The 14,739-nt window shown below is 53.2% G+C and carries 10 protein-coding genes; 4 read left to right on the forward strand and 6 right to left on the reverse strand.

From position 1 onward, the window contains the following. Nucleotides 1–39: 39 nt before the first annotated feature. Nucleotides 40–816 (forward strand): Crp/Fnr family transcriptional regulator, encoded by a 777-nt coding sequence (locus L2731_RS08020; RefSeq protein ID WP_239849481.1) that lies wholly within the window; start codon nt 40–42, stop codon nt 814–816. On the opposite strand, the gene L2731_RS08025 is transcribed toward L2731_RS08020, so the two are convergent. The 3 genes from L2731_RS08025 to L2731_RS08035 all read right to left on the reverse strand — a co-directional run bounded on the left by L2731_RS08025 (nt 800) and on the right by L2731_RS08035 (nt 6,971). After that, on the reverse strand, nt 800–2,002 hold the full coding sequence (locus tag L2731_RS08025) for a GGDEF domain-containing protein (RefSeq protein WP_249252605.1): 1,203 nt from the start codon (nt 2,000–2,002) through the stop codon (nt 800–802). The two genes, L2731_RS08020 and L2731_RS08025, sit on opposite strands and share 17 nt — an antisense overlap. A 159-nt stretch (nt 2,003–2,161) precedes the next feature. Then, a complete protein-coding gene (locus L2731_RS08030; protein ID WP_249252606.1) occupies nt 2,162–4,099 on the reverse strand; it encodes a bifunctional diguanylate cyclase/phosphodiesterase in 1,938 nt (645 codons plus the stop codon). Nucleotides 4,100–4,352: 253 nt separating this feature from the next. Continuing rightward, nucleotides 4,353–6,971: a DUF6242 domain-containing protein gene (locus L2731_RS08035; RefSeq protein ID WP_249252607.1), complete on the reverse strand. Its 2,619-nt coding sequence runs from the start codon at nt 6,969–6,971 to the stop codon at nt 4,353–4,355. Nucleotides 6,972–7,430: 459 nt separating this feature from the next. Here L2731_RS08035 and L2731_RS08040 point away from each other — a divergent pair, with 459 nt between their 5' ends. Continuing rightward, on the forward strand, nt 7,431–8,876 hold the full coding sequence (locus L2731_RS08040; protein ID WP_249252609.1) for an MBL fold metallo-hydrolase RNA specificity domain-containing protein: 1,446 nt from the start codon (nt 7,431–7,433) through the stop codon (nt 8,874–8,876). A gap of 87 nt (nt 8,877–8,963) precedes the next feature. Continuing rightward, nucleotides 8,964–10,205, forward strand: coding sequence for a cation:proton antiporter (locus L2731_RS08045; protein WP_239849486.1), 1,242 nt, complete (start codon nt 8,964–8,966; stop codon nt 10,203–10,205). Here L2731_RS08045 and L2731_RS08050 read toward each other — a convergent pair. Together L2731_RS08050 and L2731_RS08055 are read right to left on the reverse strand one after the other, a co-directional pair. Beyond that, entirely contained in the window at nt 10,202–11,371 is a 1,170-nt protein-coding gene (locus L2731_RS08050) for an MFS transporter (protein WP_249252611.1), read from the reverse strand. The genes L2731_RS08045 and L2731_RS08050 overlap by 4 nt on opposite strands. A 468-nt stretch (nt 11,372–11,839) precedes the next feature. Next, nucleotides 11,840–12,853 carry a class I SAM-dependent rRNA methyltransferase gene (locus L2731_RS08055; protein ID WP_249252613.1) on the reverse strand — a complete coding sequence of 338 codons (1,014 nt, stop codon included), beginning with the start codon at nt 12,851–12,853 and terminating at the stop codon, nt 11,840–11,842. A 106-nt stretch (nt 12,854–12,959) separates the two neighbouring features. Between L2731_RS08055 and L2731_RS08060 the strand changes: the two genes are divergently transcribed. Then, nucleotides 12,960–13,595 (forward strand): alpha/beta fold hydrolase, encoded by a 636-nt coding sequence (locus L2731_RS08060; protein WP_249252615.1) that lies wholly within the window; start codon nt 12,960–12,962, stop codon nt 13,593–13,595. Here the strand turns inward: L2731_RS08060 and rarD are convergent. Beyond that, nucleotides 13,515–14,441, reverse strand: coding sequence for an EamA family transporter RarD (rarD, locus tag L2731_RS08065; RefSeq protein WP_249252617.1), 927 nt, complete (start codon nt 14,439–14,441; stop codon nt 13,515–13,517). The genes L2731_RS08060 and rarD overlap by 81 nt on opposite strands. Nucleotides 14,442–14,739 lie beyond the last annotated feature (298 nt).

Genomic DNA, 14,739 nt, shown 5'->3' on the forward strand with positions numbered 1-14,739 from the left:
GATTTAGATTAACGGAGCAACAGGACTAAGGAAGGCGCGATGATAACCGATCCACAGATTAAGGCCTGCATTCACAAACACCATCTGTTTTCGACACTGGGCGAAGAGGAGCTTTGTCGCCTGCTCGGTCAGGCAGCCAAGATCACCCTGGCCGCCCATGAAAACTTGTTCTATCAAGGGGATCTGGCTAAACGTTTCTACTTAGTGATCCAGGGGCATCTGCAACTCTATCGCACCAGCCTGCAGGGCCAGGATAAGGTGATAGAGGTAGTACGCGAGGGACGCACCTTCGCCGAAGCGCTGATGTTTAGCCGTCAGGCCTCCTATCCCGTGTCGGCCCAGGCCGTGTCCCACTGCACCTTAGTGAGTTTCGATAGCGAGGCTTATCTCGCCATGCTCAGGGGCAATCCCGATGCCTGTATCGCCGTGATGGCGGAGATGAGCGTTAGACTGCGTAAGGATATTAACGAGGTAGAGCTGCTCTCGGTGCAGAATGCCCAGTCGCGTCTGCTGCTTTTTCTGCTGCGAAACATGCAAAAGATAGGCGACAACCAGGGACGGGTCGAGTTGGATATTCCTAAACGTGTGCTGGCATCGCGCCTATCGATTCAGCCGGAAACCTTTTCCCGCCTGATGAAGAAGATGGTAACCGAAGGGATCATCAGCGAGTCACGTGGTGCCATAGACATTAACGATCTCGCTAAGCTCTATACCAGTGCCAACTTGCCCTTGGCCAATCAAGGGATGAATCCTAGTGAGCCCCTTATTCGCTCTAATAAGGCGCCCTGTCAGCAGATTGCTATTGAGATGGTGTAGCCTGAGCCTGTTCTAGCCGCTCTGCCGTGCAGCAGCGATCCCTGCCGGTTTCCTTGGCGCGGTACATCGCCTTGTCTGCCAGCGCCAATAGGCTGTCCGGCGTATCGCCTGTTGCCGTAGTGACTATGCCGAAGCTGGCGCTAATGGGGATCAGGCTGCCCTGCCAGTTGAGGCTGGATTGTCTCAGGGCCTGCTGCAGTTTCTGGGCGATGATCTCCGCCACCTCGCCATCTGTGCCGGGTAACACCAGCAGAAACTCCTCGCCGCCGAGTCGGCAGAAGATGTCCATGGCGCGGGTGACCTTACCTATCTGCTGCGCCGTCTTGACCAACACAGCATCTCCCGCCGAGTGACCAAACTTGTCGTTAATCTGTTTGAAAAAATCCAGATCGAACAGGATCAGGCTATAGGCTTGACCATCCCTGAGCCAGCGCTGATGTAGCTGCTCCAGTTGCTGCTGCATGGCGCGCCGGTTCCACAGCCCTGTGAGGTAGTCCCTGTCAGCCTGTTGACGCATCTTCTGCACCAGGCGGGTGAGGGCGTTGCCCATCATGATCACGTTTATCCACAAGGTCATGACGACATACAGCCACAACATGGGGATGGCGTCGGCGCTCTGAATGCTGGCCAGATGGGATTTGAGCGCAGGCTCGATGAGCAGCAACAGCGCCCTGAGGCCGAAAATGACGCCCATCAGGGCGATGGGGCTCAAGAGGATCACGGCGATGGGGCGTTTGACAGTGTTTTCCAGGGCGACCAGGTTGTCTTTGGCCATGAGCAGAAAGGTGCTGGCGGCCATGAAGGAGAAGAAGATGCCCAGGGTATCGCTGGCTTCTATGTTGGGTGGCTGAGTTAACATCAAGAGCCCCGTCAGGAGCAGTAAGGCGAGATCTATTTTGATGCTGCTTGGCAGGCGAAACAGGCGTTGGGTGCCGCTACGAAGCAACACGAAACCGAGTAACAGCAGCATGTCTGCCCCCAACCAGTAGAGATAACTCGGCGTCTGATCCCTGAGTGTGGTGAGGAGCACTCCCATTAAGATAAATAGGTTGGCAAGGGAGAAATAGGTGCTGGCGCGGGGAGCTATGCCTAAAGGGTAGGCCATAAGGCCCCAGGCTAAGGTAGAGGTACTGGCGAGCAGGCAGATAAATAACACCAGCAGCTCGGCAATGGGGTCAATATTCATAAGCAATCTTTTTCTTTTTCTACACTATAAAACAGCCGCGGCGTCGAGTGAATTGGTTTGTTAATGAATTGTTGCTTTGATTGTCGGCGGGCACACTCTCGCCCAGTTTTATGCTTACTCGGCCTCTATTCATAGGCGGTCATTTAGCCGAAACTAAGACTATTCACTGTCAGCGTTCAGATAGTCATGCTCGAAGCTTTTCGCATCCACGGGTCTGCCATAGAGATAACCCTGGCCGAAGTCGCACTCCTCCTGGCGGATAAATGCATCCTGTGCCTGGGTCTCCACTCCTTCGGCGATCACGTTGAGCGTCAGTTTCTTGCCCATGGCGATAATTGCCCGGGTCAGCTCCCTGTCTTGCTCGTTCTTCTCCAGATTGGTAATGAAGCAGCGATCTATCTTCAGGGTGTCGAAGGAGTATTTTTGCAGATAGCTCAGTGAGGAGTAGCCGGTGCCGAAATCGTCGAGGGAGATCCTTACCCCCAGGGCCTGCAACTGGCCTATGATATGCTGCGCCAGCTGCTCATCCTGTAGCAGCACCCCTTCCGTGATCTCCAGTTCCAGGGAGGAGGCCGGCAGGCGGTAGAGTCTCAAGAGGTTGGCAATATAGTCGGCAAAATCGGTATCGCGAAACTGTAGCGGCGAGATGTTGATCGCCACCCGAAAGCGCCTGTTGGGATCTTGGCTTAGCCACTTGGCTGCCTGTTCTATGGCGGTATGCAGCACGAAGTTACTTATGGCGATGATTTGACCATTGTGCTCCGCCAGGCTGATAAATTGATCCGGCGGTACATTGCCCAGCTGAGGGCTGTGCCAGCGAAGCAGCGCCTCGGCACCGATAACCCGCTTGTGTTGCAGGCTAAATAGCGGCTGATAGTGTAGGCTCAGCTCCTGATGTTTCAGGGCGTCCACCAGGTGTGACTCCAGCAGGCAGCGGCGTTCGATATTGGTCTGGGTCGACTTGTTAAAGAAGCTGTAGGGCGTGCATTCGGCCTTGCTGATGCTCATAGCGGCACCGGCTTTCTGCATCAGCTCCGAGGCCTCGTGGGCATCGGTTGGTGCGACAGCGACCCCAATGCAGCAGGGGATCTTGATGCTGAACTCTGCCAGGGCGAAGGGGATATTGGCGGTCTGTAATATGCTGTCGATCAGCGGGATCTCCAGGGGATTCTTGCCGCGGTGAGCGATGACGAATTCGGCGCCGGCGATGCGGGCAAACAGGGTCTCTTTATCCAGGATGCGTTTGATACGTTGACTAAAGAGTTGCAGTACCTTGTCGCCGACCACATAGCCATAGCTCTCGTTGATCGACTTGAAGTTCCGCAGGCCAAAATAGATCACATAGGTCGACAAGTCATCGGGTTGACTGAGCTGCTGCGATAGCTGGTTCACAAAGCCCAACCGATTAGCCAAGCCTGTTAATGGGTCGTGATCCTTATGAAATTGCAGCGAGTTTTCAATTGAGGTGCGCTGCTCTATCTCGCTTAATAACTTCTTGTTGAGCCTGGTGAGTTCCTGGGTGCGTTGCTGCACCTTGGTCTCTAAGATCTGGTTGAGATGAAAGAGCTTGGCACTCTGGTACAGACTGGCGAGATTGGCATTGATGGCATTTTGAAAGCGTGCTAGTAGATGGCGAAAAGTGCGGCCATAGTCTCTCTCTTTGTTGTCCAGCATACACAGGGTGCCGAAGGGCTGACCGTTGGGCCAGGTGAGCGGCAAGCCGCAGTAGGCGATCATCCCTAGTTTGATGTCGGGATTGCGATCCCACTCCTTATCTTTGAGGGCGTTGGGCACCACAAGCTCGGCTTGGCGCTGGATCACCGTCTCGCAGTAGAGACCGTGGCCCAGGCTTTCTGTGTCGTGGCGCTTGTAGGGATTGTCCGGGTGATGGCTGGTGGTGAAGACAGAGATATCTTTCTCCGTCACCCGCATGATCAGGATGGCCGGAGTGTCGACGATTTCCGATAGCAGATCTAAGGTTTGCTGCCAGCCGTTAAACATCTCATCCGGAACTGCAAGCTGGGCAGTGTTGACCTGAGTCTGGCTGAAGAGCGGGTCTTGCTCCAGCAATGAGAGAGCGTCTTGATAGGGGTTCATAGGGGATCCTGAAAAGCGTGTGTGCCATCCATTTAACTAACTATAACCTAAAGATTTCATCCCTGTCTTTCGCTGGTTTGTTGTTTTTTTAATCAGTGGCAGGTTTAGGGCTATTTTTTGCTTTTCTTTTCGGTTTGCTTTAACGCAAAAACTTACTTGGTTGGCGCGATGACATAGGCTGAAAAATAAAAAAAAGGCCCGATGATTGGTTATCTCATCGAGCCTTTTCGTTCTTGCCGTTAGCCGCTTGGGCTTAGAAACTCAGCGTTTGCTGTAACGCTCGGCGCCATTCAGTGCCGTTAGTCGTCATCCAGACTTGGTTGGCGTTGATTTGAAGGTCTGGATCCTGAGGATGGGGCATCAATCCACCTAAAATAATAAGCTGACTGCCGTGAACCATGGCGCGATAACCACGCTTAGCATCGAAGGGGAAGTTATCCATGGCCTTGGTCCAGCTGGAGCCATCTTGCGAATACCAGAGATCGGTCAAGGTTTGGTTAGCGCTATATCCGCCAAAGGCCCATAATTTACCATCAAATTCAACGAGATGATGAATATGTCTCGCGCCTAACCCTGTGGTATCAGTCTCTTTTGTCCAGGTGATGCCATCTGTGGTGGACCAGATGTCACTGAGTTGAGTCGTTCGTGATTGGGTTTCATGACCCGCAACAGCCCAGAGTTTGCCGCCAAAGCTGCTGATTTGGGTTACGGCGCGCGTGGGAAAGTTATTGTTGCCCACATCTGTCCAGTTGATGCCATCTTCCGAGCGATATACGACGCCGTTTTGTGTGTTGATAGCCCATAATTTATTGTCGAATGAATAGACTGAGTATTGACCGTTTTGCGTGCCAACATTTGGTCCGGTAAGTGCCTCTTGGGTCCAGGTTTTACCATCGAGTGATGAGTAGCTACCACTTGCGTGCAAGGCCCAAATCTTGCCTGAAAAAGTAAGTAGTTTGCTGTCCGTCGGAAAGGGAAGCGTCGTGGAATCATCTAATGTCCAGCTGAAACCGTCAGTAGAGTGCCAACGAGTATTTACTTTCTCGAAATCTTCGTTGGTGCCAGAAAGCAGTTGTATCTCTCCCTGGTGACTGACTGCCTGAATGTCTGTCATGGCTGGTATCTGATTATTGAGCGGCAGCCAATGCTTTCCGTCTGTTGTTTGCCAGTTGTCGTTGAGTATGATGCCATTCTCACTTCTGCCGCCGATAACGACCAGGGCATCATTATGTACCGCAGTGGTGAAGTATTTACGTACCCTATCTACCATGTAGGATTTTAAGCCGAAGTTTGCGTCTGCAGTTGCTAACGTCCAAGAGGCACCGTCGGTGGAGATCCATACATCATTTGGAAAGGCTGAACGATTTGGATCGAGCTGATCGATATAACCGCCCAGCAAAATTAATTGATTACCGATTTGCCTTACTTCATGGCGTTCTCTGCCCGAGAATCCAGCGTCATTTGATATTTTCGTCCAGTGAATACCGTCGTCTGAGTTCCAGATATCGGCAGTCTTCTGGGTATCGTTTCTGCCACTAAATTGCCAAAGTTTATCTTTAAATTCGACAAAGGCTGCGCTTACTCTCTGGGTTGCTGTCGAGTCTGACGACTCCAGCTTCCAGGTGATGCCATCGGTAGAGGAGTAGATCTCTTTGACATAGTCTCCGGCCTGAAAGTCATAGCCGCCGTATATCCACATCTTGTCATTGAAAGTGGTCATCGAATAGCCGTTGCGCTCGCTAAAGCCAATATCGGCATTCACCTGCGTCCAATTGATGCCATCTGCTGAGCGCCATACATCGTTAAGCTTACTATTACTTCGTGTACCTACGAGCCAGATATGGTCTGTAAATGTATAAACTGCCATGGGGTGGCGTTCGCCGAAAGGAGCTTCATCAACCACTTTTTCCCAGATGTTGCCATCCTTTGAGCGCCAGATACTGGCATCATTACCTGCTTGCTCATAGCCGCCGATGAGCCAGAGATAGCCATCGAAGGAAACAGCCTTGGCCGAAGTGCGGCGAGTGAGGTTATTATTGGCGACATAGCTTGCCTGACCAGCATGTTGGCCGTGGAAGAGGTTAAAGTAGGCATCACTCGTCGTGGTTAAGCTGCTGTCTATTAGCGGCTGTGTGGATAGCTTGTCGACCAGCCCGTTATCGCAGTTGCTGAGATTGTTAAAGTCACAGTCAGCCTGAGTGGTTCTAGCTAGTTGTAGAGGAGTATCTACATCAGTAAACACTTCTGTGTCATCGGCACCTATCAGCAACTTGAGTGTTAGCGATGTAGGAGCGACAGAAGCAAAGAAGCTGCTGCTGGCTTTAAGGTAGTTAGCGGTTTCGGCTATCTCGGCAAAGATCTGCGTCTCGCCCGGCGTATGCGCCGTCACCTGTCCACTTGCATCCACCGAGGCCACGGCAGGATCTTGGCTGCTAAAGGTGACGTTAGCAACCTCGACATTGACGGGATTCAGATAAGTTTGATCGATAAAGAGCGCCACAGTGCCAGTGTTGTCGAAGGCGATAGCCCTCTCGGCCTTGGCGACATTGACTTGGTAGGCGGCGGAGGCTGCCAGGTACTTGGCATCTTCTGCTACCTGGGCTGTTATTGTGCTGGAACCTGCGCTTATTATGGTGACTAAGCCATCACTGGAGACGCTGACAACTTCTGGGTTAGAGCTGGTATAACTAATGGCTCCAGTTCCTAAAAACCCTTGAAGTGAGTTGCTAAAAGCCTCATCACCGAAGGTTTTATCTATGGGGCCGCCCTGACTAAAGCTCAGAGTTTGACCGAGTTTTACAGCAACCTTTTCTGTATCTGATGAGCCGCTTCCACCGCCACAGGCGCTGAGCTGCGTTGCGAGTATAAGCATGCAGCCTATACGCATTAATCCCTTAAGCATAGTGAATATCCCTATTTTTTTGTTTGTTGTTATTGTGGGCGAGGCTTAATCACATCACCCGTATCTTATCTCGTATTAGATTCGCTTTTACTTAACTAAGTCTTTGTACATCAATAATATTTGTTGTTGGTATGTTATTTACTTGTTGCGTCACGGTCAATAATAAAGAGGCAATAAAATAAGACTAAGGAATGAGAATATTCGAGTTTACTCGTCGGAATGCTCATTGGCCTTCATGGTGCGGGGCAGAACTAGATTTATCGCTTCTGGGTTTGTGATTCTCTTTGATGCGCCTGGTTGGAAGCTATTAAAAAGACTATCTTTTGATCATAAGCCGATACATTTTTCCAGGCGCGTTTGGACCTGGTATTCCGTTTGCCTCGCTCGTCGCGGGCATACTAAGGATACTGTTATGCACAGGACATTGTTATGCAGATGACGCTCTCTTTTCTCGGTGCGGCCCAGGAGGTGACGGGCTCCTGTCATCTTCTCGATATTTCGGGTCGTCAGGTGTTGCTCGACTGCGGCCTAATCCAGGGCGGTAAGCTCGATGCCCTGCGCAATCACGAGCCCTTCCTCTTCGAACCTACAGAAATTCATGCCGTGGTGCTCAGCCATGCCCATATCGATCATTCGGGGCGTCTCCCTCTGCTGGTCAAGTCTGGCTTTACCGGCCCCATCTATACCCATAAGGCGACGGTTGAGCTGTGTGAGGTGATGCTCAGGGATGCCGCCATGCTGCAGGTACGCGATGTGGAGCGGCTCAACAAGAAGCGGGTGAAGATGGAGCTGCCGCCGCTGGAGCCCCTGTTCGACGAAGAAGATGTGGCGCTGGTGATCAAGCAGTTTGTTGCCCTGGATTATGGTCAGTCGGTGCAGGTGGTGCCTCAGTTGACGGCTTGTCTAAGCGATGCCGGGCATATTCTGGGCTCGGCCGTGGTCGAGTTGTGGCTGGGGGAGGGAAGTGACCGCAAGAAACTGGTGTTTAGTGGCGATCTGGGGCGGGCGGGCATGCCCATTCTCGATGATCCCACGCTTGTTGATGACGCCGACCTGGTGTTGATGGAGAGTACCTATGGCGATCGGTTGCACCGTAGTTGGGACGATACCCTTGAGGAGCTCAAGGCGATCTTCGCTAAGACCATCAAGGAGAGTCGCGGCAACATTCTGCTGCCGGCATTTTCCGTCGGCCGGGCCCAGGAGCTGCTCTATCTGTTTCATCTCTATGCCAAGGAGTGGGCGCTGTCCAACTGGCGTATCTGTCTCGACAGCCCCATGGCGATCAAGGCGACCCAGATCTATGTGGCCAACTATCAGTTGATGGATGAGGATTTTAAGCGTTTCACCCGGCTGTCACCGGGTAAACATCCGCTGCTCTCGAATGTGGATTTTATCGACAGCACGCAGGAGTCGATGGAGCTCAACGAGATCCATCAGGGCTTGATCATCATAGCTGGGAGTGGCATGTGTAATGGTGGCCGGATCCGCAGCCACCTGGAACATAACCTGGCGAATCCCCAGTCGGATGTGATCATCTGTGGCTTTCAGGCCTTAGGCACGCCGGGGCGTTTATTGGTCGATGGTGCCGAGTCACTCACCATACATGGCCGCAACATTCCGGTGGCGGCCAAGATACATACGGTCGGCGGCCTGTCGGCGCACGCGGATCAGGCCGAGCTTATCCATTGGTATCGACACTTTAAACACACGCCACCGCTGATACTGATCCATGGTGAGCGTGAGGCCCAGGAGCGGCTCAAGGCTGAGTTGGCGCCAGAAGGGAGTCGCTCTCCCCATGTGGTGATAGCCCAGCGGGGTGATACCTTAGATCTTACCGCCTTGCCCGAACTGCTTTGGTTGCCTGGTCAAGAATAGTCCGTTTCAGTTAGCGCCATGGAACATAATTTCTGTTAGCTTAGGTGCGAGAAGTCCACCAATAGTAAACCGCCAAGGAAAGCCTCAATGGATGAACATATCGTCATACTTATCATTGCCTTAGTCGTATTGCTCTATGGTTATATCTCTAAGTGGCTGGCGCGTTTCGATATCTCAGGGCCCATGGTGTTTACCAGCTTTGGGCTGTTCTTGTCTCCCTTCGGTCTGGATGTGACTCAGGTGCAGGTCGACGCCGAGTTTGTCACCATCATGGTGGAGATAGCCCTGGTGTTGGTGCTGTTTAGCGACGCCGCCCTATTGGATCTCAGCTTGCTGAAGCAGTCATGGCAGTTACCGGCGCGCCTGCTGTTTGTTGGTTTGCCCATCACGGTCGCCGTGGGGACCCTGGTGGCCGGGCTCTTCTTTCCCGGCCTGCCCTTTCTCTATCTCTTGATGCTAGCGCTGCTGCTGACGCCTACAGATGCGGCCCTTGGCAAGGCAGTGGTCTCAGATCCTAAGGTGCCCAAGACGATACGCTCCACCATCAATGTGGAGAGCGGACTGAATGACGGCATTATTTTTCCTGTGTTAATTACCGTAGTGGCCTTGATCATGAGTGGCTTGGAGCATGCCCAGGATCAACACTGGATGGTTTATGTGATGGAGCAGATCCTGTTTGGCGCCCTGGTGGGAGGTGCCGTCGGTTATTTTGGCACCAAGCTGCAAACCTTCTGCTTTAAGCGTGATGGCATGGTGGAGACCTACCTCAACCTGATCCCCATCGCGTTGGCAATATTGGCCTTCTATCTGGCCGAGGCGTTCTCGGGTAATGGTTTCATCGCCGCCTTCTTCGCCGGTCTCTATGCCGGTAACACCAGCAAGATGGCCAGGGGGCATATTAAAGACTTTGCCGAGAGTGAGGGGGAGCTGCTGGTGTTGATCAGCTTCTTTATCTTCGGTCTGGCGTTTGTGCCCATGACCCTGCCCTATGTCACTGTGGAGGTGATGCTCTATGCCCTGCTAAGTCTGACCTTACTGCGCATGCTGCCTGTGATGATCTCGCTGATCGGCACCAAGTTAGATCTGTCGACCCGTGCCTTTATCGCCTGGTTCGGCCCTCGCGGGATCGCCTCTATTCTCTATGTGTTGATCGTCGCCCATGAGATGGGCAGTATCAAGGGGTTCGAGACCCTCTATGCCGTGGTAACTGTGACCGTCTTGATGAGCATACTGGCCCATGGCCTTTCGGCTCAGCCTCTGGCTAACTGGTATGCTAAACGCCATCGGCAGGGCGAGCCTGAGGCCGATGGCGAGGACAGTAAGGTCTAATTCTGTAGGCTATCGGTTTGACCGTCGAGCCTCTGCACACTCTTGAGCAACATATAGAGACAGGTGCTCAGCAGGCAGATGGCTAAGTAGAGCATCATGCCGTGGCGTTTCTCGCTCAGGGTCAGCGCCAGCAGTGGCCCAGCCACAGAACCCAGGCTATAGCAGAGCAACATCACCTCGGTGGCCGAGACTATCTTGATGCTCGGCAGTCTGTCACAGGCTAGTGAGATGGCGATAGGGTAGAGCGCGAAACTGGCCGCGCCCAGGATGAAGTAGCTCAAGGCTTTGAGCTGCAAGGCGCTGGTCTCGATAGCGCCGACCACACCGACTAGGCCCACCAGGGTACACATGGCCATCAACAGACGTTTATCCATCCGAGGCGAGAGATAGCTGATCAACGGCTGCACCGCCATACCCCCCAAGATAATCGCCGCCATCAAGAGTCCCGTCTGGGTCGGTTCGTCGACCTGATTGTCGATATAGACAGGCATCAGTCCATAAATGGGGCCGAGCAGCAAGCCTGATACCAGGCAGCCTATGATGGCCGGGCGACTCAGGCTGGCACTCTCGGCAAAAGAGAGCCTCAGCTGGGCCTGATGGGCCGGCTCACCGGAGCGGATCAGTACAGGTGCCAGTATGGCCATCATGAGAAGGACGATGACAAACAGGTAGGGTAAGACTCCCTGAGTGCCCAGCTCGCCGATGGCCAGTTGGCCGAGGGCGCTGCCGCCATAAAGCGCGGCCATGTAGATCCCCAGTCGTCTGGCACGTGCCTTGACGCTGTTTGCCATCAGCAGCCAGGATTCGACTACCACAAAGACACCCGCGACGGCGAAACCCGCCAACAGGCGCGCCCCAAGCCAGATGCCAGCATGGGGCAATAACAACATGGCCACTATGCTGGCAATGAGCAGGGTTAGAAAGAGGACGAAGCCGCGTCTGTGGCCCATCTTGGTGATAAGTCGCTCTACCCGTAACGCGCCCAGTAGCAGGCCCAGATAGAAGATGCTGGCGAGCCAAGGGGCGAGATCCGGCGAGAGGCCAAAATTGCCCAATGATAGGGGGATCAGGCTCATCAGAAAACCGGAGGCGACGGCAAAGAAAGAGAGGCCTATTACGGGTGCCGTAGGATTGTTCGATTTACAGTTATCGGCGACGTCTAACACCAATAATCTCCAAATTAAGTTGTGTAAATGGCAGCTTGGAGGGATATGTTTGTTGGGCCGTCATTTATTAAGGGTTTAGCGGGAAGCGAAATGTAGTGCGGGTGAGGCGCCAAGTAAAGTGAATTTTGATGCTTGATGATTTTTTGATAGAAAATTCGTGTTTAAAGTAGGTTTTTCGCTCTTAAAATCGGTTTTTCGATTAAGGAATGTACGTCTGAACTCTTCGGGGAAACCATTTTTAGGCTTGGTCTTCGATACCGATTTTTAATTTTTTAGGATTATTTTGGCGACTTTATTACTCGTTTTTTTGTTGCTTTATTGTTTCTGGTTGGAAATTTATTGGTTAAAGGTGTAAATTTCAGGTTTGCGGTCAATTTTTTACCGTTTTTATGCCCGTTATAACGTCCCCATGCTCATCCAGGCTAAGTTTAACCAAGGATGAGCATGACAAATTTTAGGGCGAGCCGGTTAATCCTCGGCTAATGTGAGGGTGACTATCTTCAGCGGGTGATTACCGTCGAAGGAGGGGAAGTCTTTATGGCAGTGGATCCATTGGTGACTCGCGACACTTTGTCCCTGTTTCTCGACGCAGCGAATCAAGGCGTCAAGCCAGTCCTGGCGTTCCACCTTGGCGACGTTGTTGCAGCAGACTATGGTGCCGCCCGCCTTAGTGGCCAGCATGGCGGGTTTGAACAGGCTCTGGTAGTCGTTGATCAGATCTACCGTGCCGAAGGGGCTCTTGGCGAAACGCGGCGGGTCGAGAAACACCAGATCGAACTGACGCGGTGCCAGCTTAGGGTAGCTGGGGAGTTTCTGGTTACGGCGTCCACCAACCTTCATCCCGGCCAGTTGGCGCATGGCAGGAAAGGCATCGCTTTGAATAAACTCGCACTTGTCGCTCACCCCATTGAGTTCGGCGTTACGACGGCCTGCGGCCAGGGCAAAGGAGGAGAAGTCGACGTTAGTCACCGAATCGGCGCCGCCAACCGCTGCGGCCGTGCCTATGCCACAGGTGTAGGAAAACAGGTTCAGTACCGACTTGTCTTGGCTATGGGCCTTCACATATTCCCGGCCGACACGCATATCGAGAAACAGCAGGGGATCTTGTCCCTCGTGACGCAACTTGCTGATGAAACGGATGCCATTTTCGCTCATCTCTTGCTCGTCGCGGGCAAAGGCGTCGAGCTCGGGGGCTAGCGGGTTGAGAATACGTGAGTTTTTATTGGATCTATCATTGTAGATGACGGGAAGATCTTGGGTATGTCTTAACTCATCGCCTAGGCTATCCAGTTCTTCCTGGGTCAGACTCTGGTGAAACGATTGGATCAGCCAGGCGTCGCCATAGCGATCTATGGTGAGTCCGTCTATCCCCTCGACCGTACCGTGAAACACGCGAAAACAGTTGGTGTTGGCGGCTTGTGCCGCGGCGAGTAGCTCGCTTCTTTGGCTGATCGCCTGGCGCAGCAGGTCGGCGTTCGACATGAGCTTATGATCCCTAATCGGTGGTATGCTGGAGTGCGCGCGGATCATAGCAAATATTTACCCCTTGGGGGTGATTAACTCTGATGTTGAGGATGAGGGCCTAGGGATGAAACTCGTGTTGGTGCATGGGATCTTTAATACAGGTCATGTGATGGGGTGGATGCGTCGCCAGTTTGAGCGCCAGGGCTATGAGTGTCTAACGCCGACCCTGAGCCCCTTAGATGGCCGTCGGGGAATCGCCTTTGCGGCTAAGCAGCTGCAAAGCTATATCGAGTCGGCCCTGGGCGAGGATGAGGCGATCTGCCTCATAGGTTTTAGCATGGGCGGTATCGTCGCCCGCTACTATCTGCAGCACCTGGGCGGGGATAAACGTACCCGGGCGCTGTTTTCCATCTCCTCTCCCCATCACGGCAGCTATCTCGCCTGGCTGCCCTATCCGTCGCGGGCGATGCGTGAGCTAAGGCCAAAGAGTCAGTTGTTGTCCCAGCTGGCCGATAGCCAGGAGCGCCTGGAGGGTATAGTCCTCTACTCGTTTCGCACACCCATCGACTTTACCATAGTGCCGAGTCGTAGTTCTCACTGGCCTGGCGCCGAGAATAGAGTTATCTGGCGACCGCTTCATCTGTCGATGATCTTCAGTCGCCGGGTGGTGGCCGAGATCTTAGCGGGAGTGGTTCAGCTGGTGTCGGTTGGCGAGGCTACGCCACAGGCCGGGCAGGGCCTCCAGCGAGCAGAGGATTAGCCCCAGCCAGATGAGGGCAAAGCTCACGGCCTTGACGCTGTCAAATGCCTCGTTAAACAGGAAGATCGCCAGCAGGAAGTGCATGCTGGGTTCTATGTACTGCAACAGGCCGACCATGGAGAGGCTAGTGTGACGAATCGCCAGGGCGAAGAAAATCAGCGGCAGCAGGGTGACGGGCGCCGAACCGATGTAGAGCAGCAGAGTACCGGTACCGCTCGAGAGCGCCTCACTCTGCCCCGTGGCGCTGAGCCAGAGCAGATAGCCGGCGGCGATGGGGCTCAGTAAAGCCGCCTCTATGGTGACTGAGGTGAGCGAATCGAAGTGGATATATTTTTTACACAGGCCATAGAGGGCGAAGAAGCTGCCCATGAGTAGCGCCAGCCAGGGAAGCTGATCATAGGCTATCACCATGTAAGCTATGCCCAATCCGCCAAGCATGACAGCCCATTTCTGGGCGACAGATAGCCTGTCTTTTAGAAAGATCACGCCTAATCCTATGGCAAACAGCGGGTTGATGAAGAAGCCCAGGCTCGCCGCCAGCACCTGACCATGGGTGAGTGCCCAGGTGAAGCTGTACCAGGAGACGCACATGATGATAGACGCCAGGGCGCACAAGGCTACCGAGGGGAGGTTGGCCTTGAGTATTGCCAGACTGGGCAGAGGCTTACCGAGTAGCAGAAAGACCAACAGCATGAAGGGCACAGAGCAGAGCAGGCGTATTGCCAGCATCTCGCTGATATCCGCACCGGGCAGAAACTGATAGTAGAGGGGCAGGAGTCCCCACAGTAGGAATGAGACGATCGCCAGGGCGTTGCCTTTGGCGCTAACTTGGGTGTGGCTGGGCATAGGGGCTCTAGGTGTTATCTTGCTTTTGGTTGCATTGGCTTGTGTGTCATGCACGACTTTGCCATCGCTTAACTCGGCTTCCCTTCGAGGTTTTGGGTCTTGGTGAGCGCGTGAAGGCGGTTTATACCAATCGTAATAAACAATTGATCATTCTAGCTTGTTAAAACGCTCGATAACTGTATTAGTATTTTTAATTGTAGAATAACTACTTATCTAAAAATCCTGCTTTGTTCTCAAGCGTTTTTCCTGCGCTATTTCTGATCACATGTTTACTGTGATTGGTATTAGTTAGCTGTGC

This window comes from Shewanella aquimarina (genome assembly GCF_023349185.1).
Classification (GTDB): domain Bacteria; phylum Pseudomonadota; class Gammaproteobacteria; order Enterobacterales; family Shewanellaceae; genus Shewanella; species Shewanella aquimarina.

What these genes read in the sequence shown, in the direction of transcription:
- L2731_RS08020 (WP_239849481.1), top strand. Translation starts at nt 40, where the DNA reads ATGATAACCGATCCACAGATTAAGGCCTGCATTCACAAACACCATCTG.
- L2731_RS08025 (WP_249252605.1), bottom strand. Translation starts at nt 2,002, where the DNA reads ATGAATATTGACCCCATTGCCGAGCTGCTGGTGTTATTTATCTGCCTG.
- L2731_RS08030 (WP_249252606.1), bottom strand. Translation starts at nt 4,099, where the DNA reads ATGAACCCCTATCAAGACGCTCTCTCATTGCTGGAGCAAGACCCGCTC.
- L2731_RS08035 (WP_249252607.1), bottom strand. Translation starts at nt 6,971, where the DNA reads ATGCTTATACTCGCAACGCAGCTCAGCGCCTGTGGCGGTGGAAGCGGC.
- L2731_RS08040 (WP_249252609.1), top strand. Translation starts at nt 7,431, where the DNA reads ATGCAGATGACGCTCTCTTTTCTCGGTGCGGCCCAGGAGGTGACGGGC.
- L2731_RS08045 (WP_239849486.1), top strand. Translation starts at nt 8,964, where the DNA reads ATGGATGAACATATCGTCATACTTATCATTGCCTTAGTCGTATTGCTC.
- L2731_RS08055 (WP_249252613.1), bottom strand. Translation starts at nt 12,853, where the DNA reads ATGTCGAACGCCGACCTGCTGCGCCAGGCGATCAGCCAAAGAAGCGAG.
- L2731_RS08060 (WP_249252615.1), top strand. Translation starts at nt 12,960, where the DNA reads ATGAAACTCGTGTTGGTGCATGGGATCTTTAATACAGGTCATGTGATG.
- rarD (WP_249252617.1), bottom strand. Translation starts at nt 14,441, where the DNA reads ATGCCCAGCCACACCCAAGTTAGCGCCAAAGGCAACGCCCTGGCGATC.